The organism is Georgenia sp. Z1491 (assembly GCF_057652395.1).
The window spans coordinates 135,775-154,351 of record NZ_CM172729.1; the positions used below are offsets into that span (position 1 = coordinate 135,775).

At 74.1% G+C, this 18,577-nt stretch carries 14 protein-coding genes; 11 read left to right on the top strand and 3 right to left on the bottom strand.

The window, feature by feature from the left end; all coding sequences use genetic code 11:
* The first annotated feature begins 15 nt into the window (after positions 1 to 15).
* Together AC24HA_RS00615 and AC24HA_RS00620 are read left to right on the top strand one after the other, a co-directional pair.
* A complete protein-coding gene (locus AC24HA_RS00615) occupies positions 16 to 909 on the top strand; it encodes a DedA family protein (protein ID WP_425707420.1) in 894 nt (297 codons plus the stop codon).
* Positions 906 to 1,538, top strand: a complete 633-nt coding sequence (locus tag AC24HA_RS00620; RefSeq protein WP_425707419.1) for a GNAT family N-acetyltransferase — start codon at positions 906 to 908, stop codon at positions 1,536 to 1,538. The genes AC24HA_RS00615 and AC24HA_RS00620 overlap by 4 nt, the downstream gene beginning before the upstream one ends.
* A 221-nt stretch (positions 1,539 to 1,759) precedes the next feature.
* Here AC24HA_RS00620 and AC24HA_RS00625 read toward each other — a convergent pair whose 3' ends face one another.
* The 3 genes from AC24HA_RS00625 to AC24HA_RS00635 all read right to left on the bottom strand — a co-directional run bounded on the left by AC24HA_RS00625 (position 1,760) and on the right by AC24HA_RS00635 (position 4,298).
* Positions 1,760 to 2,776, bottom strand: coding sequence for a Ppx/GppA family phosphatase (locus tag AC24HA_RS00625; RefSeq protein ID WP_425707418.1), 1,017 nt, complete (start codon positions 2,774 to 2,776; stop codon positions 1,760 to 1,762).
* A gap of 144 nt (positions 2,777 to 2,920) precedes the next feature.
* Positions 2,921 to 3,883 (bottom strand): SRPBCC family protein, encoded by a 963-nt coding sequence (locus AC24HA_RS00630; RefSeq protein ID WP_425707417.1) that lies wholly within the window; start codon positions 3,881 to 3,883, stop codon positions 2,921 to 2,923.
* Positions 3,843 to 4,298 (bottom strand): ArsR/SmtB family transcription factor, encoded by a 456-nt coding sequence (locus tag AC24HA_RS00635; RefSeq protein WP_425707416.1) that lies wholly within the window; start codon positions 4,296 to 4,298, stop codon positions 3,843 to 3,845. The genes AC24HA_RS00630 and AC24HA_RS00635 overlap by 41 nt, the downstream gene beginning before the upstream one ends.
* A 185-nt stretch (positions 4,299 to 4,483) precedes the next feature.
* On the opposite strand from AC24HA_RS00635, the gene AC24HA_RS00640 reads away from it, so the two are divergent.
* The 9 genes from AC24HA_RS00640 to AC24HA_RS00680 all read left to right on the top strand — a co-directional run bounded on the left by AC24HA_RS00640 (position 4,484) and on the right by AC24HA_RS00680 (position 18,488).
* Complete coding sequence (locus tag AC24HA_RS00640) at positions 4,484 to 5,974, top strand: hypothetical protein (RefSeq protein WP_425707415.1); 1,491 nt, start codon at positions 4,484 to 4,486, stop codon at positions 5,972 to 5,974.
* 79 nt (positions 5,975 to 6,053) lie between these two features.
* On the top strand, positions 6,054 to 6,362 hold the full coding sequence (locus AC24HA_RS00645) for a metal-sensitive transcriptional regulator (protein ID WP_425707414.1): 309 nt from the start codon (positions 6,054 to 6,056) through the stop codon (positions 6,360 to 6,362).
* Between the two features lie 57 nt (positions 6,363 to 6,419).
* Positions 6,420 to 6,644 (top strand): heavy-metal-associated domain-containing protein, encoded by a 225-nt coding sequence (locus AC24HA_RS00650; RefSeq protein WP_425707413.1) that lies wholly within the window; start codon positions 6,420 to 6,422, stop codon positions 6,642 to 6,644.
* Positions 6,645 to 6,835: 191 nt separating this feature from the next.
* Positions 6,836 to 9,370: a heavy metal translocating P-type ATPase gene (locus AC24HA_RS00655; protein ID WP_425707412.1), complete on the top strand. Its 2,535-nt coding sequence runs from the start codon at positions 6,836 to 6,838 to the stop codon at positions 9,368 to 9,370.
* A 255-nt stretch (positions 9,371 to 9,625) separates the two neighbouring features.
* Positions 9,626 to 11,524 (top strand): SPFH domain-containing protein, encoded by a 1,899-nt coding sequence (locus AC24HA_RS00660; RefSeq protein WP_425707411.1) that lies wholly within the window; start codon positions 9,626 to 9,628, stop codon positions 11,522 to 11,524.
* Positions 11,517 to 12,959 (top strand): SPFH domain-containing protein, encoded by a 1,443-nt coding sequence (locus tag AC24HA_RS00665; RefSeq protein WP_425707410.1) that lies wholly within the window; start codon positions 11,517 to 11,519, stop codon positions 12,957 to 12,959. Before AC24HA_RS00660 ends, AC24HA_RS00665 begins: the two co-directional genes overlap by 8 nt.
* 46 nt (positions 12,960 to 13,005) lie before the next feature.
* A complete protein-coding gene (locus AC24HA_RS00670) occupies positions 13,006 to 15,930 on the top strand; it encodes a lysylphosphatidylglycerol synthase transmembrane domain-containing protein (protein WP_425707409.1) in 2,925 nt (974 codons plus the stop codon).
* A 152-nt stretch (positions 15,931 to 16,082) separates the two neighbouring features.
* A complete protein-coding gene (locus AC24HA_RS00675; protein WP_425707408.1) occupies positions 16,083 to 17,561 on the top strand; it encodes a DUF2079 domain-containing protein in 1,479 nt (492 codons plus the stop codon).
* Positions 17,562 to 17,651: 90 nt separating this feature from the next.
* Complete coding sequence (locus AC24HA_RS00680; protein WP_425707407.1) at positions 17,652 to 18,488, top strand: copper resistance CopC family protein; 837 nt, start codon at positions 17,652 to 17,654, stop codon at positions 18,486 to 18,488.
* Positions 18,489 to 18,577 lie beyond the last annotated feature (89 nt).

Genomic DNA, 18,577 nt, shown 5'->3' on the forward strand with positions numbered 1-18,577 from the left:
CCATAGGTTGGTGCGGTGACGACCTCAGCCCTCGCCCACGCGACCGCCGCGGCCCACGCCCCCGGCGCCCCGATCGCAGCCTCCGTCCCCGACGAGGGGCTGACCGGCATCGCCGGCTGGGCCGTGTCGATGATGGAGTCCCTCGGCGGGTTCGGGGCGGCGCTGCTCATCGCGATCGAGAACCTGTTCCCGCCGATCCCGTCGGAGATCATCCTTCCGCTCGCCGGGTTCACGGCCTCCCAGGGGCAGACGTTCGGGCTCGTCGAGGTGATCATCTGGTGCACGGCCGGCTCGGTGTTCGGCGCCTACGCGCTCTACGGCGTGGGCGCGCTGCTCGGCCGCGAGCGCACCCGGGCGATCATGAACTGGCTGCCGCTCGTCGACGTCGAGGACGTGACCAAGACCGAGAACTGGTTCGACAAGCACGGCCACTGGACCGTCCTGCTCGGGCGGTGCCTGCCGATCTTCCGTTCCCTCATCTCGATCCCCGCGGGCATCACGCGGATGTCGCTGCTCATGTTCGGCCTGCTCACGACGATCGGCTCCCTCGTCTGGAACACCGTCCTCATCCTCGCCGGCTACTACCTGGGCGAGAACTGGGACGTCGTCGAGGAGTACACGAGCTGGCTGCAGTACGTCGTCATCGCCGCGGTGCTCCTCCTGCTCGTCTGGTTCGTCGTCGCGCACCTGCGCAAGCGTCGCGCGCGCGCCGCCGCCGGCACCGAGGCCGGTGGCGAGAGTGGCGCGGCCGGTGGCGACGGCGCATCCGCACGCCCGGCGACCATCGACGACACCCGCCCCACCCAGCAGGACGCGGCCGCCTCCGGAGACGCACGACCGACCCGTCGCGCGGGCTCCACCTCCGACGACGGGCGCGGCCCGACCTCGACCACGGACCCCGCGTTGTGACCGCCCCCGAGGTCTCCTCCGCGCGCGAGGACCAGATCACCGGGCTCGGCGCCCTCATCGCGACCGCCTTCGACGACGACCCGCTGTTCACCTGGGCCGTGCCCGACCGGGAGCGCCGGCACCGGCGCCTGCCCGCCTGGGCGGTCGCCAGCGTGCGGACTGGTCTGGCGCACGGCGTCGTCGACACAGTCGACGGCGGGTCGGTCGCCGTCTGGTACGCGCCCGGCCACACCCCGCGGATGCTCGACCAGCTGCGCGGCGGCGCCCTCGGGGCACTGCTGCGCCTGCGCCCGGGCGACGTGCGCCGGCTCGCCGCAGCCGAGCGGCAGGCCCAGGCCGCCCACCGGCACCACGACCCGGAGTCCGCCGCCTGGTACCTCGCGTTCCTCGCCGTCGACCCGGAGCACCAGGGCCAGGGGCACGCGGGGGCCCTGCTGCGGCACGGTCTGGCGCGCGCCGACCGCACCGGCGCGCCGGTGTGGCTCGAGACGAACGCCGAACGGAACGTGGCGATCTACGAGCGGTTCGGATTCGAGGTCGTGGCGCACGAGAGGGCCGACGGGCTGCCGGAGTTCTGGGGCCTGCTCCGCCCGGCCCGCGGGGCCGAGGAGCCTGCTCGCGAGGACTGAGCCGTCGCCGACGGCAGCCCAGCGCGCGTCGAGGGTGCGGGTTGTCGTCGAGGGCGCGGTCTATCGCAGAGAGGACAGCCGCCGACCCTCCACTCGGCGCGGCCACCGCGTCTTCGGCACGCACACCGCGCCTTCGATGGGTCCCTCTGCCACTCGACGAGCCCTCCGGGCGAGCAGCCGCCCCACGCAGCCGACTCGAACGCGCAGGGCTCAGACGAACCTCAGACGAACGACGAGCGCAGCGCGCCCCCGGGCGGGCCGCCCGCCGGGGCCCCGGCGCCGACGGGTGCGAGGTTGTCCCCGTTGTCCGGGCCGGACATGTGGTCGATGCGGCGCAGGATCGCGCCCTCGCGCAGCGCCCACGGGCAGACCTCGACCCGGTCCACACCGAGGTGCCGCATCGCCGACTCCGCGACGACGGCACCCGCCACGATCTGGTGCGTGCGCTCCGGCGTGATACCCGGCAGCTCCATGCGCTGCTCCGCGGGGATGCGCGCAAGCCGGGGCACCCAGTCCTGGAGATCCCGCAGTGCCATCCGGCGCCGCTCCTCGGGCCCGATGACGGCCTGCGAGTGCCCGGCCAGGCGGGCCAGCGAGCGGAAGGTCTTCGACGTGACGACCACGTGGTCCGGGCTCGGGAGGTCGGCCAGTTCCTTCGCGACCGGCGCGAGGAGCTTGTCCACGCGCCGCTGGAGCGTGGCCATCTGATTCTTCTCGGGCGGGTCGGAGGTGAGAAAGTGCCGGGTGAGCCGACCGGCCCCCAGAGGGAGGGACACCCGGAACTCGGGCGACTCGTCGATGCCGAGCGCGACCTCCAGCGAGCCGCCGCCGATGTCGAGCACGAGGAGGCGGCCCGACGCCCAGCCGTGCCAGCGCCTGGCCGCCAGGAACGTCAGCTCGGCCTCCTGGTCGCCGCTGAGCACCCGCAGCGGGACGCCGGCGGCCTTCTCGAGCTTGGCCACGACCTCCGGACCGTTCCGCGCCTCCCGGATGGCGGAGGTCGCCATGCCGACGAGCTCCTCGCAGCCGAACTTCTCCGCAGCCTTCCTCGCGCGCTTGACGGCCTTCTTCAGTGCCTTGACGCCGTCGTCGTCGATCGTGCCGTCGTCGGTGAGGTACTGCATGAGCCGGACGGTCGACCGGTCGGAGGACTCCGGGTCCGGGCGGGCGTCCCGCACGGCGTCGAGCACCACGAGGTGCACGGTGTTGGACCCGACGTCGAGAACTCCCAGGCGCATCCGCACACCGTAGCGTCCCGACGTGACCCAACACACCACGGCGCCGGCGCCCCAGGGCTCGCGAGCGGCCGGTCGGACCGCGCCGATCAGAGTGCGTCCATGGGGGGTGCGCCGATCAGAGTGCGTCCATGGGGGGTGCGCCGATCAGAGTGCGTCGCCGAGCGCGCCGAGCGTGAACTCCCAGCCCTGGCGGTAGCTCTCGGCCGGGGCGTCGTCGGCCCACGGTCCCGAGTGCCGCACGACGACGCGCGTCCCGCTCGCAGCGCCGGCGCCCGGCGCGTCGTCGGCCGCTCCGCCACCGGTGTGCACGTGGATGTCGACGGCCTCGTCCGCGCTGGTCCCGTCGGCGTCGCTCCAGCGCCACGTCATCGACAGCCGGCCGGCCCGGCCGCCGGCCGGGGGGACGACGTCGAGGTACCGACCGTCGAGCACGATGCCCGCGCCGGGCGCCTCGATCCGGTAGGCGCCACCGCGGCGCACGTCGGCCTCGATCGTCACGTCGTCCCAGTGCTTCCACCACCACGACCGCAGTCCTTCCTCGGTGGCCAGCGCCGCCCACACCCGCTGAGCGTCAGCGTCGAGGGTGCGTTCGAGCTCGAGCGGGGCGCGCGTGATCGTCAGCCAGACCTCGGCGGCGCCCCCCTCGCTGTCCTCGTCACCCGGCGCGTCCGGACTCGCGGCGCCGAGCGCGCGGGCGAGCGACTGGAGGACCTGCTCCCAGCCGCCGCCGTACCCGACGGCGTGATCCGGCTCCGCCAGCTCGTGCCGCAGCGTGAGCTCGGTGCGGTTGTCGTCGACCGGTCGGAAGCGGGCGGAGATCACGCTCGTCGCCTCGCCCTGCCACGACCACTCGACGGCGACCTCGTCATCCGCGCACCGCAGCACGCGGCCGGTCGCACGGTCGTCCGGGTCGTCGGAGAGCGCGGCCCCGAAGGTGTCACCGACCCGGGCGGGGTCGCCGGTCACCGTGCCGAACCAGCGTGCGAGCCGGGCGGTGTCCGTGCAGGCGTCGCGCTGGTCGGCCACCTCCGCGCGGTAGACCCGGACGATGCTGAGGACGGGGTGGTCACGCGGTCCGGTCAGTGCCCTGACGATCGTGGCGTCCATGCTCGGTCTCCTTCGCGGTGCGTGCGGTCCGGGGGACGGGTGATCGACGGGGCGCGGCGGTCCGGCCGACGGAGCCCTCAGGGGTCGCGTCCCGCGCCGCCCGCCTCCCCCGCGCGAGCTCGGACTCGAGCGCGTCGAGGCGCTGGGGCCACAGGCGCGCGTACCGCTCGACCCAGGCGTCCACCTCGTCGAGGGCGCCGGGGCGGAGCCGGTAGATCCGACGCGACCCACGGGCCTCGACCTCGACGGCCCCCGACTCCCGCAGCACACGCAGCTGGTTGGACACGGCCGGCTGGCTGATCCCGAACTCGCCCTGGACGAGCGCGCCGACGTCGCCGGCCGCCCTTTCGCCGTCGGCGAGCGCCTCGACGATCCGGCGTCGGACCGGGTCGGCGACGAGGGCGAAGGTGTCCACGGGCACATTCCTATCACTTAGTGGTGATATATGCGAGAGCTGATGCGCTGGGCCCCCAGGACGTGACCGACGCATCAGCACCCACCTCCCCGACCGTCCCCGCGAGCCCCGCCGCCGCCACGCCCCGAGCGGCCCTCGCCGACTCACGTACCGTTGGCGTCAGGATCCCGACCCGGAAGGCCCCCATGTCCCAGCTCGTCCTGCAGAAGGCCGTCACCCCCGCGATGGCGAAGGTCTACCTCGAGAAGGGCCTGGACCGGGTGAGCGGCTACGTCGTCCCCGCCGCCGAGGTCGCCACGCTCGGCACCACCGAGGAGCTCTACAAGCTGCACGGCCTGAGCTTCACCGGCACCCCGTTCGCACCGGACCAGCCGATCGACGTCCTGCACGTCCCGCTGTCCCCCACCTGGCAGATGGTCCCCGCGACCGGCGGCCGCACCGAGGCCGAGCGCGCCAAGGTCAAGGGCAACATCCTCGACCGCGAGCCCTTCGACGGGTCCGGGTTCAGCCAGGTCGGCGACGTCCGTGCGCCGCTCGCCTGGATCGAGCACGACCGGCTCACCGTCGGCGCACGCCTGTGGCGCTTCCTGCCGGGCCAGGCCGAGCCCGAGCACCTGGGGACCTACCACGGCCCCGCGTACGGCTGGCAGAACCACGCGGCCGGCGACCTCTTCGCCACCGCGGTGCCCTCGAAGCTCGTGGGCTACGTGGCCAAGACGGACGGCGCCACGTGGGCGGCGGACGTCCGCCTCGACGACGACGGTCGCCCCTCGCTCATCACCCTGGTCTCCCCGAGCAAGGACTCCGAGAGCCAGGGCTTCACGATGACCGAGGCCGGCACCTGGGCCAAGCAGGTCGTCCGCTCCGAGATCGACGAGCTGTTCGCCATGCACTGCACCGCCCGCTGGAACGGCGTGCCCGTGCGGGTCGTCGACGACCAGATGGACCCCCAGGGCACCCGCCGCGCCAGAATCTTCTCGATCGCCCGCGACGCCAACGTCAACGAGCGGCACAAGATGGACAAGATCGACGCCGGCGTCTACGAGAAGACGGTCCTGTGGGAGGAGCTGAGCGACGTCGTCTACGCCCAGCGCGTGCCCAAGCAGTGGGCCACCGAGGAGCAGCTGGCCAAGGGCGAGGAGTACCAGCGCTCGCGCGCCGACGGCACCACGACCGCGCCCGCCCCGCACACGGCCAACCGCTCGGGCGCCACGCTCTCGCTCGGCACGCCCGAGGGCGCCGACGAGTCCCACCCGGCCGTGAAGCACCGCGAGGAGCTGCAGGCGATCGTGCGCGGCATGGTCGACGTCGTGCCCGCCGACTGGACCCGCGCCCGGCTCGTCGCCGTCATGCTCGGCACCCGCGGGGAGATCCGCGCCGGCGCGACGACGGCGGACGGCACCGAGGTCACCCTCCAGGGCCTGGGCAAGGAGGTCGCGCAGGCGGTGGCGAAGCTGCGCGCGGACTCGGCGGACAACGGCGGCAAGGGCGCCTGGCTGACTGCGGTCATCAGCGTGGAGCCCGCCGGGTCGGTCAAGCTCGCCACCGACCACGACATCCAGCCCACGTGGCGCAAGAAGCCGGCCGAGAAGGACTACACCGTCGAGCTCCAGCGGCACCCGCGCGCGCCGGAGAACATCCCGGACTGGTGGCGCGAGCACCTGACGACCGACTGAGCGGGCCGGGCCGGCCGCGGTGCGGCATATCACCCCCTGGGGGTATCGCCGTGATACCCCCAGGGGGTAGAGTCGCGTCGTGAGCACGCACCACCAGGAGGCCGATGTGCACGGATACGCCAAGGACAAGGAGGCGATCGCCCGGCGCCTGCGCCGCATCGAGGGCCAGGTCCGCGGCATCGCCCGCATGGTCGACGAGGACACGTACTGCATCGACGTCCTCACCCAGATCTCCGCGGTGACCAAGGCCCTCCAGACCGTCGGCCTCACGCTGGTCGAGGACCACGTCGGCCACTGCGTCGTGCAGGCCGCCCAGTCCTCCCCCGAGGAGGGCGAGGCCAAGGTCGCCGAGGCCACCACCGCCGCCGCCCGCCTGCTGCGCGTCTGACCGCACCGGCACCCGAGCCGCCCGAAGCACCACCTCAGCCACCACGAAGGAGCACCCATGACCACCACCGTCCTCGACGTCACCGGCATGACCTGCGGCCACTGCGCGCAGGCCGTCACCTCCGAGCTCTCCGCCATCGCCGGCGTCACCGACGTCGACGTCGCGCTCGACGCCGGCGGCACCTCGCCGGTCACCGTGACCTCCGACGCCCCGCTCGAGGAGTCGGCGCTCCGCGCGGCGATCGACGAGGCCGGCTACGAGGTCGCCGCGATCCGCGCCTGACGCGGCCCCGACGACGCCGCACGGCCTCCCCGGGCACCGTCACCGCACGACCCGCCCCGCGCACGCAGCGTCACCGCACAACCTGCACGACCCGTACGACCGCTCGGCGCGACGTCGTCGTCCCGCGACCCGATCGCGCCACGCGACGCACCCACCCCCGCGGCCCCACCGATCCGGAAGAAGGGCCCACGATGACCACCTCCGCACGACCCGACGACAAGAACTCCCGGCGCGCCCCCACGGACCTGATCGACGCCACCGACCTGCTCGGCGAGGCCGAGCTCGAGGTCGAGGGCATGACCTGCGCCAGCTGCGTGCGCCGCGTGGAGAAGAAGCTCAACGCGGTAGAGGGCGTCGCCGCGACCGTCAACCTCGCCACCGACTCCGCGCACGTCGAGCTGAGCGCCGACGTCGACGACGACACCCTGGTCGCCGCCCTGCGGGCCGCCGGGTACGACGGGCAGGTCACCTCCCGTACCCGCCTCGGCGCGCCCGAGCCGGTCCGGGACTCGGGTGAGCACGCGCACCACGACGCGAGCGGCCACGCGGAGCACGACGCCGCGGGTCACGGCGGGCACGACCACTCCCCGCTCGGCGACGACTCCGACACCTACGACACCTCGACGCCCACCCAGCGCCGCGCCGCGGACCTGCGCCGCCGGCTCCTCGTCGCGCTCGTGCTCGGTGTCCCCGTCGGCGTGCTGTCGATGGTCCCGCCGCTGCAGTTCGCGGGCTGGCAGTGGGTCGTGATGGTGCTCGCCCTGCCGATCGCCACGTGGTGCGCCTGGCCGTTCCACACCGCCGCCGTCCGCGCGGCCCGGCACGGCGCGTCGACGATGGACACCCTCGTCTCGCTCGGCGTCGTGGCCTCGACCCTCTGGTCGCTGTGGGCGATCACGCTGGGCGGCGCCGGCGAGATCGGCATGCGGATGGAGATGACGCTGTGGCCGGCCGCCGGCGGCCACGACGGCGGCCACGCGCCCCCGCACCTGTACTTCGAGACTGCGGTGCTCATCGTCGTCTTCCTCCTGCTCGGCCGCTACCTCGAGGCCCGCTCCCGCCACCGGGCCGGGGACTCCCTGCGATCCCTGCTCGAGCTGGGTGCGAAGGACGTGGCGCGCGTGCACATCGCCGACGACGGCACGCGCACCGAGGAGCGCGTCCCGGTTGAGCGGCTCGCCGTGGACGAGCTGTTCGTCGTCCGCCCGGGCGAGAAGATCGCGACCGACGGCGTCGTCGTCGAGGGGGCCTCCGCCGTCGACGCCGCGCTGCTGACCGGGGAATCCCTCCCCGTCGAGGTCGGCCCCGGCGACGCGGTCACCGGCGCGACGATCAGCACCTCCGGCTCGCTGCTCGTGCGCGCCACCCGGGTCGGCGAGGAGACGACGCTCGCCCAGATCGGCCGGCTCGTCACGCGCGCGCAGACCGGCAAGGCACCCGTCCAGCGGCTCGCCGACCGCGTCTCGGCGGTGTTCGTCCCCGTCGTCATCGGCATCGCGATCGCCGTCCTCGCGGGCTGGCTGCTCGCGGGCGGGAGCGTCGAGCAGGCGTTCACCGCCGCCGTGGCGGTCCTCGTCATCGCGTGCCCGTGCGCGCTCGGCCTGGCCACCCCGACCGCGCTGCTCGTCGGGACCGGGCGCGCCGCGAACCTCGGCGTGCTCATCAAGGGGCCGGAGATCCTCGAGTCGACGCGCCGCATCGACACCGTGGTGCTGGACAAGACGGGCACCGTGACGGCCGGGCGCATCGCGCTGGTCGACGTCTCCGGCGAGCCGGACGCGCTCGCCGTGGCCGCCGCCGTCGAGGCCGGCTCCGAGCACCCCGTGGCGCGCGCGATCACCGAGGCCGCCGCCGAGCAGGGGGCGGCGCTGCCCGCGGTCGAGGACTTCGAGAACCACGCGGGCCGCGGAGTCAGCGCCCGCGTCGCCCCCGCGTCCCCGGGCACCTCCGCTGATTCGTCGAGCGTGCGGTTCCCGGACCTCGAGAGTGCGGCTCCGGCGGACGCCGGCCGCGCCACCGCGCCGGACGCCGACGTCGTCACCGCGCTCGTCGGTCGGCCTAGCTGGCTCGCCGAGCAGGGCGTCGACCTCGGCGAGCACGCCGCCGCCCACGCGGCTGCCGAGGAGACCGGGGCGACCGCCGTCGTCGTGGCCTGGGACGGGTCCGCCAGGGGCGTGCTGTCCGTACGGGACACCGTGCGCCCCGACGCCGCCGAGGCGGTCGCCAAGCTGCGCGGGCTCGGCCTGACGGCCCACCTGCTGACCGGGGACAACGACGCGGCGGCACGCCAGGCGGCCGCCACGGTCGGCATCGCCACCGAGAACGTCACCGCCGGGGTACTGCCCGCGGACAAGGTCACGGTCGTCGAGCGGCTGCAGGCGGGCGGGCGCGTCGTCGCGATGGTCGGCGACGGCGTGAACGACGCCGCCGCCCTCGCCCAGGCGGACCTCGGGCTCGCGATGGGCACCGGGACCGACATCGCCATCGAGGCCGCGGACCTCACGCTCGTGCGCACCGAGCTGGACGCCGTCCCCACCTCCGTGCGCATCTCGCGCGCCACGCTGCGGGTCATCAAGCAGAACCTGTTCTGGGCGTTCGCCTACAACGTGGCGGCGATCCCGCTCGCGGCCGCCGGCCTGCTCAACCCAGGGATCGCCGCGGCCGCGATGGCGGCGAGCTCGGTCATCGTCGTGCTCAACTCGCTGCGCCTGCGCTCGGCGGGCTGACGGACAGGCCGCCCGCACGCTCGAGGTCCGAGAACCGCACGCTCGACGACCGGGGGCCGCTCCGCACGCTCGACGACCGGGGGCCGCTCCGCACGCTCGAGGTCCGAGAACCGCACGCTCGACGAATCGGGCGTGCTCGGGGCCGGGGAGGGCTCAACTCCCCGCCGGGAACTTCTCCGTGTCGCCCGTCACCTGGGACACTGGCCGCGCGGTCGCCGACGTCTCGGCCGCCACTCCCCCATCGAGAGGTACCCCATGTCACAGGACACCGGCTGGGTCGGGCGTGCCCGAGGCCTGGCCCAGAAGGCCCAGCAGGGTCTCGAGACGATCGACGACCTGCGCGGCGGGTCGGTCGGCGACGGCTCGGACGCGTTCAGGGTGGACGTGGCGGCGTTCAGCACGGCGAAGAGCACGGGCGGTGTCGGCACCCGCATCGTCGCCCAGCGCTCCTCGCTGAGCGACGCCGGCCAGAAGCTCAACCGCTCCGAGTACGAGAACGGCTCCGACGGCCCGGTCCACGTGATCACGCCGATGGTCATGCCGAGCGGCGGCCGCGTCCGTGCGCTGATCCCCGTCGTGATCCTCGCGATCGTCGGCGCCGTCGGCTACTGGATCCTCTCGGCGACCAACGTCGTCGACGTCACCCGGATCGCCGGCGACGGCGGCCTCACCGGCGGCCTGGCCACCGCCCTGTTCGGCGTGCACTACTGGGTGCTGCTGCTCGTGCTCGCCGGCTTCCTGTGGTGGCGGGCCGGGATGGTCATGGTCCCGGACGGCTGCCAGGCGCTGATCTCGAGGTTCGGGAAGGTCGAGCGCGTCGTCGGGCCCGGCCTCGTCACGCTGCTCAACCCGTGGCGCCGGGTCTCCTACATCGTCAACACCACGCGCGAGTACCCGTTCAACGCGCCCATCCACGAGGCGCCCACACGCTCCGGCGTCCAGGCCTCGGTCGACCTGTTCCTCCAGTTCCGCATCGACGACCCGCGCGAGTTCATCTTCGTCCTCGGCGCCGTCCAGGGCTTCCAGGACAAGCTGAACAACGCCATCTCTGAGACCACCCGCTCGCTCATCTACGAGCAGGAGGCGGCGGACATCTACGACCTCGTCGGCGAGTCCACGCAGGTCCTGCTCGACCAGCTGAACGAGCAGTTCCGGCCCGCGGTGGAGCTCACGCACGCGAACATCACCCATGCCGAGCCCTCCAGCGACGAGTACCGCGCGGACCTCGGCGCGCCCGAGATGATCCGCGTGGCCAAGGAGGCCTACACCTACGAGTACGAGCTCCAGCTGAAGAAGGAGCAGAACGAGGGTGACCTCAACAAGGACCTCGCCTCGCTGCGCGAGACGCTGAGCTCGATCCAGGCGGACATCGCCAAGTACCAGGCGCAGATGGACACCGCCCTGGAGCGCGAGACGAACCGGGCCGACGCCATGGCCCGCCAGCGCTTCGTCGAGTCGGAGTCCACGGCGCACGCCAACGCCGCCCTGCTCGAGGCCCAGGCGCTGGACATCCGGGCGCTCTCGGCCGCCAACGCCCCCGAGATCCTCTCGTTCCGCTATCAGCAGGACCTCCTCGACCGGCTCGAGCAGGTCGCCGAGTCGCTGCCCCAGATCGTGCAGGTCGGCGAGCAGGGCGGCGGCGTCGACTTCCTGCGCATCGCCTCCGAGCTGGTCGGCGGGACCGACCTCGAGCTGTTCTCCGAGTCCGAGCTCAGCCAGATCCGCGAGCGCGCCGCGGCCATCGAGACCCGGGTCGCCGAGCGGCAGGACCGCATCGCCGAGCTGCTCGAGCCGCCCGAGGAGACCGAGGTCGCGATCGTGGCGCCGTCGGACGAGGACGAGCTCCCCGGCGCCGACCGACTCGAGGAGATCCGCCGCTCCGTGGCCCAGGAGATCGACGACGACGCCGGAACCACGCCCGGCGCGCACGCCGCACCCTCGGCCCCCGCGGAGCCCGCCGCACCCGCTGACCCCGCCGCGCCCGCGGCCCGGGGGGCACACACCGCACCGGCCGAGCCGGCGCCGACCGCACCCGGCGAGCCGACCACCGAGCCGACCGCACCCGCCGAACCGGCCGACGCCCCGGCGGACCCGCCGCCGGACATGACCCACCTCCCGCCGCACCCGACCACCGAGGAGAACCGCGATGTCTGAGGCACCCATCGCCCGGTCGATGTCGTCGATCAAGGAGTCCCTGGCCTCGTGGAGCGACGTCGCACAGCTGCTGCGCGGCGGCGACGGCGGGTCGCTCGTGCCCGTCGTCATCCCCCGGGACCAGCGCGGCCTGCGCTGGCTGTTCCTGGCCGGGATCGGCCTGTGGCTGATCGTCGGCGGCGTGCTCACCGCTGCCGACGGCCACGGCACGCGCGCGATGTGGCTGTGGATCGTCGGGGGCCTCGTCGTCGCGCTGTCCGCCGTGTGGTGGTGGCGGACCTCGATCATCGAGATCGAGGAGGGCACCGTCGGTGTCCGCTCGAGGTTCGGTGCCATCACGTCCGCACCGCTCAAGCCCGGGCGCCACTACCTGTGGCACCCGTGGACCCGCGTGGACTACGTCGTCGACGTCAGCACCGAGATCCCCTACACGGCGCCGGTGCTCGCCTGCCCGACCGCCGAGTCGGTCCCGCTGCGCTCGATCGAGTTCTTCCTCAAGTTCCGCATCCACGACGCCGTGCAGTTCGTCCGCACGATCGGCGCCGGCAACTTCGACCTCGTGCTGTCCAACGCGGTCCAGGACGCGATCCGGCAGCGCTCGCGGCTCGTGCGCACGGAGCGGGCGCACGACCTGCGCGGCTCCGACGTCGCCGACATGCAGGCGCTGCTCAACCGTCAGCTCGCCCGCTACGGCGTGCAGATCATGGGCTGCAACATCCCCGACGTCCGGCTGCCCGAGCAGTACCAGCAGCACATCGCCACCCGCGAGCGGGTCTCCAAGGAGCTGCAGGCGTACGAGAAGGAGTGGGACCTGACGCGCAAGCGGCGGATCGACACCCTGCTGATGGACATCGAGCGGTCGAAGAAGGTCCGCGACGCGAAGGTCGTCGAGGTCAACGCCTCCCTCAACGAGGCCCGCAAGAACGTGGCCCAGAAGCTCGAGGAGCAGGAGACCGAGGCGCAGAAGGTCAAGTGGGAGATCGAGACCAAGGGCCGGACGAACCTCGTGGCCGCGCAGGGTGAGGCCCGCGCGCAGGAGCAACTCGCCACGTCCTACCGCGACAACCGTGCCGTCCTCGGCTACGAGCTGGCCCGGCGTCGCCTCGAGGTCGGCTCCGAGCTCACCTCGCACGCGCCGCGGCCGGTCATCGTGCGCACGGACGGGGCCTCGACGGACACCTCCGCGCTCTCGACGCTGCTCCTCGCGCAGATCCTGCCGGGCATGGACGACGGCGGACGGCGGGCCGCGCGCACCGACCGGGCGACCGGCCGGACCGCCCCCGACCGGGGCGATCTGGACGACATGGCCGCCGTCGCGCAGTCCGTGCTGTCCGGCCGGTCCGGGGACGAGCGGCAGGCGGACGAGCGCAGGGTCGGGGTGGACATCGACGACGTGCGCTCCACGGGTGAGAACGGTCGCGGTCGGTCGTCGTGACCGGCCGGGCCGGACCGTCGTGGCAGGTGAGCCCTAGACTCCCCGCATGACCGGACGGGCCGACGAGCCGGGCACCCCTGTGCCCGAGGAGGCGGCCCGTCCCACCCCCGCCGGGACCGGCACCTCCGCCGGCACCTCGGGTCCCGACCCCGCCGAGGTCGTGCTCCCCGGCCCCGCGGACGGCGGACGCGACCGCACCGCGATCACCGCGGTCACGCCCGAGGAGGCGGACGACGGTCCGCAGGTCGACCCGGTCAGCGGCCGCACGATCTACCCGCGCACGCCCCTGCCGCTCCCCGCGGCGCGCGCGCCTCGCCGCGAGGTACTCCTCGTCGACGCCCTCGAGAAGCGGGTCCGCCGACCGGTCGACCTCGTCCGGCTCCTCACCGCCGTCCTGGGCCTGGCCCTCGTGCTGCTGCTCGCCGTCTACGCGCGGGGCACGACCCTCGCCGTCACCGAGGACGTCCAGGACGCCGTCACGGGATTCTTCCGCCAGCTGTTCCAGCTCCCCGTCACAGCGCTGGGCAGCCTGCTCACGTTCGTCGTCCCGATCGCCGTGCTCGTCGAGCGGGCCTGGCAGCGACGATGGCGCTCCGCGTCGCAGGGCCTGGCCGCCGGCGCGCTCGGGGTGGGCCTCGCCCTCGGCTCGCTGGAGGCGCTCGACGCGCTGACGGGCTCCGAGCTGTTCACCTCGCTGACGATCACCAGCGTCGGTCGGGCCACGGTCGTCATGTCCCCGTTCATCGCGGGCCTCGCCGGCGTGCTCACGGCCGTCGGGCCCGCGACGGCCAACCGGGTGGCCCGCTGGTCGTGGAACCTGCTGTGGGTGGTCCTCGCCCTCGAGATCATCCAGGGCGCCCAGACGCTGCCCGGCGCGATCATCGCGGTCCTGCTCGGCGCGATCGCCGGCTACGCGGTGCGGTACGTGGACGGCGTCGTGCACGACCGCGCGGACGGCACCTCGCTCGTGCGCGGGCTGCGGCGCGCCGGGATCGACGCCGTCTCGGTGGTGCGCATGGACCGGCCCAACCGCTCCGCCGTGGTGGCCTACACCGTGACCACCGAGGCGCCGCTGGGATACATCGAGCCTGCCGGCCCGCGCCGCACCGGCGTGGACCTGCCCCCGGCGTCGCGAGGTGACGACGACCCGTCCGCGGCCACGGGCAGCATGCTCGACGCAGACGAGCCGCCCAGCGCCGAGTCGCTCATGGCCGCGGTCGACGCGGCCGGGAGCGACACGATCCGGCCCGACCCGGTGACCGACGTCCCCGCCCTGCTGGCCCGCGTGGGCTCGGCCGCGCACCCCGACGACCCCGGCGAGGCCGCGCCCGGGCGCCTGTACGCCGTGTGGGACGCGGCGGGCGAGCGCCGCGACCTCAGGCTCCTCGACGGCGACCGGCAGGTCGTCGGCCTGCTCTCCTCGATCTGGGAGGCCATCCGCCTGCGCGGGATCGACCGCCGCCCGGTGACCTCGCTGAAGGACGCGGCGGCCCGCACGTCGCTCATGTCGCTGGCCGCCACGGCCGCGGGCGTACGCACGCCGGCCATGTCCTCGGTGACGACGGCGCGCGCCTCCGTGCTCGTCGTCGAGGACCACGTCGACGACCTCGTCCCGATCGACGAGGTGCCGGCGGAGGACCTCCAGGACGACGTGCTCGACGACGTGTGGCGCCAGCTCCGTCGTGCCCACGCCGCCGGTCTCACGCACCGCGACCTCACCACCGCCAACGTCCTCGTCGACGGGTCCGGAGCGGTGTGGCTCGTCGGCTGGGAGAGCGGCGAGGTCGCCGCCACCGAGCTCTCGCGGCGGATGGACCTCGCCCAGACGCTCGCGCTGCTCGGTGTCGTCGCCGGCGCGGAGCGCTCGCTCGCGTCGGCCGGTCGGGCGCTCACCCGCGAGCAGATGGCGGCGATCGCACCCGTCCTCCAGCGGGTGGCGCTGCCGGTGTCCACCCGGCAGGCCGTCCGACGCAGCCCCCAGCTCCTCGGGTCGCTGCGGGACACGCTCGTCGCCCTCGTCCCGACGGCGGACGTCCCCCCGATCCCCCTCGCCCGGTTCTCGGTCTCGCGCGTGGTGATGACGACGCTGCTCCTCGTCGTCGTCTACGTCCTCATCACCTCGCTCAACTTCCAGGAGGTCTGGACCACCCTGACCTCGGCGGACCCGACGCTCATGGCGATCGCCTACGTGTTCGGGCTCGCCACCTACATCGGCGCCGCGATGTCGCTCATGGCGTTCTCCCCGGCGCGCCTGCCGTTCGGGCAGACCGTGCTCGCCCAGGCTGCGGGGGCGATCGTCGCGCTCGTCGCACCCGCCGGCATCGGCCCGGCCGCCGTCAACATGCGGTTCCTGGCCAAGCACAAGGTGGCCACCCCGCTCGCGGTCGCCTCCGTCGCCCTCGTCCAGGTCTTCCAGTTCGTCGCGACGATCCTGCTGCTGGTCATCGTCGGCCTGACCACCGGGTCCGTCGGCTCGCTGAGCCTGCCCAGCGGGACGGTCATGTGGGTGGCGGCCGCCGTGGTCGTCGTCGTGGCGGTCGCGCTCGCCGTGCGGCCCGTGCGCCGCTGGGTGTGGTCCAAGGCCGCGCCGACCCTCAGGCAGATCGGGCCGCGCATCATGTGGCTCGTCTCGAGCCCGCAGCGACTGATCGTCGGCGTCTCCGGCAACCTGCTGCTCACCGCGTTCTACGTCGCGACCTTCGGGCTCTGCCTCGCCGCGTACGGAGAGTCCCTGCCGCTGACGACGCTCGCGCTGACCTACCTCGTGTCGAACTCCGTGGGCGCGCTCGTCCCCTCGCCCGGCGGTATCGGCCCGGTCGAGGCGGCCCTCACCGGCGGCCTGACGGTCGCGGGCGTCTCGCCGGCCACCGCGCTGTCCGTCGCGCTGCTCTACCGGCTGCTGACGATGTGGGGCCGCGTACCGATCGGCTGGGCGGCTCTGACCTACCTGCGCCGGAAGAACCTCGTGTGACGAGGCCGGACCCTCGGCCGCGCGTCGAGGTCGTGCCCGACGCGTCGAGGTCGTGCGTGCGAGGCACGATCTCGCCATCCGAGGCACGACCTCGACGCGCAAGGCGGCGGCGCACAGGGACGGGTCGCCCGCGCCGCTGGGACGACCTGCTCGTGCCGTGGCTCGTGGCGGCCGTCGCCGGGATCGCGTACGTCGCGCTCGCCTGGCCGGGCTGGCGGGACGTCGCGACGCCGTCGTGGGACCTGGGCATCTTCACCCAGCTCGCCCGCGCGTACAGCGAGGGCGGGCCACCGGTCGTCGACATCAAGGGGCCCGGGTTCAACCTGCTCGGCGACCACTTCCATCCGATCCTCGTCGCCCTCGGGCCGCTGTACCGGCTGCACCCGTCGGGCTGGACGCTGCTCGTCACGCAGGCGGTGCTGCTCGCGCTCAGCGCGGTGCCGATCACGTCGGTCGCCCGGCAGATGATCGGGCGGGCCGCCGGGACGGTCCTCGGCGTCGGCTACGCGTTCTCGTGGGGCCTGCAGGGCGCGGTGCTCGCCCAGTTCCACGAGATCGCGTTCGCCGTGCCGCTGCTCGCCCTGTCGCTCGCCGCGTTCCTGCGCGACCGCCCGCTGGCGGCCGCGCTGTGGGCGGCGCCCCTCGTCCTCGTCAAGGAGGACCTGGGGCTCACCGTCGCGGCGCTCGGGGTGGTCATGGTCTGGCGCGCCGCGCCGGCACGCACCAGGACACCGGCCCGGGCCACCGCCGGCAACCACGCGCCCGCAGGTGGCCTGGCGCCCGCGGAGACCCTCCCGACCGGACCCCTGTGGCGAGAGGCGCTCGCCACGAGGGCGGGCCGGATCGGGGCCGCGCTGGCCGCGTGGGGCGTGGTGTGGGTCTTCCTCGCCGTCGTGGTCATCCTGCCGCTGCTCAACCCGGGCGGCTCCTACGACTACGTCGACCGCATCGGCGAGGAGCACGCCGACTGGTTCGCCACCGCGGTGACGATCCTGTGGCCGCCCGTCAAGGTCGTCACACTCGCCCTGCTCGCGCTCACCGCCGGGCTCCTGGGCGTCCGCTCCCCGCTGATGTGGCTCCTGCTGCCCACGCTGGCCTGGCGGTTCGTCGGGAACGTCCCCTACTACTGGGGGTGGGAGTGGCACTACTCGGCGATCCTCATGCCGGTGGTGGTGGCCGCGCTCGTCGACGTCGTGCGGTCGCCCGCGCGTCCCCGGCTCGCCCGGGCCGTCGCCGTCGGGGTCTCGGTCACGAGCACGCTCGCCGTGTGGCCCACCCTGCCGCTGGTGACGACCTTCGCCGACGGCGCACCCCGGCCGAGCCCGCGCATCGAGGCTGCGCACGACGCCGTCGCGGCCGCGAGCGCCGTCCGGCCCCGCGACGGCGACGAGCCGGTCGTCGCCGCCGACATCTTCCTGCTCGCCCAGCTGGTCCCGACCACGCGCGTGCACTGGATCGGCAACGACGGCAACCCGGTGCCCGACGCCGTCGTGCTCGACACGTGGCGTCGCGAGCCCGGCGACCAGGACGTCGAGGTCGTCGCCGAGCGCGAGTTCCCCGGGTGGGACTTCGAGGTGGTGCAGGACGAGGACGGGTACGCCGTCGCCGCGCTGGTCGGTCCTCGGGACTGAACGGCGCAGCCGCGCCCGCGCGCACCCGTCCTATGGTGGGTGGCACCGCCCGGAGGACCGGGCCCGGGTCGTCGAGGAGGTACCCCACCGATGTCACGCCTGATCGCCCGGACCGCACCGCGCGCCGGACGCCGGGACGCATCCGCCCGGCGGCCCGCCGTGCGCGCACGCGCCACGGCGGTGGCCGTGCTCGCCTCGCTCGGCCTCGCGCTCACCGCGACCCCGGCCCTGGCGCACGACACGCTCGTCGAGTCCGACCCCGCGGACGGGGACACCCTCGAGGAGGCACCGACGGAAGCGGTCCTCACGTACTCCGCCGAGCTCACGCCGAGCGGCGGCGTCGCCGTGCTGCAGGGCCCCGACGGCGAGGAGACCGAGCTCGACGAGCCCACCTACGACGGGCGCGACGCCATCTGGGAGCTTCCCGAGATCGAGGACGGCGAGCAGACCCTCGTCTGGTCGGTCATCTCCTCCGACGGCCACCGCATCGAGGGCGAGATCCCGTTCACGGTGACGACCTCCGGCGACGACGAGACGCAGAGCGACGACGCCGGGACGTCCGGTACCGACGACGACGCGACGACGGAGGACACCGCCGAGGGCGCCGCGACCGACGACGCCGGGGCCGCCGGCTCCGACGACGACGCGACGACGGACGACACCGCCGAGGGCGCCGGCGACGGGACGGACGCGTCCGACGAGGACGGCACGTCCGACGACGGGGCCGACGACGCCGCCGCGTCGGAGGACGACACCGGGTCCGACGATGACTCGTGGCTGCCCGGCAGCCGCAACGCATGGCTCATCGGCGGCATCGCCCTGGTCGTCGCGGCGGGCGCGGCCGTGTGGTTCGTCGCGGTCCGCAACCGCGGCGACGGCGCGGACGGCAAGGGCCGCGGCGAGGACGACGGCGACGCCACCGTCTGAGACGGGTCCAGGGACGCGGGACCCGTCGCACGTCGCGCGGTCCGGCCCGTGCGACGGGCCCACCTCGCCCCGCGCCGAGGCGTGTCGCA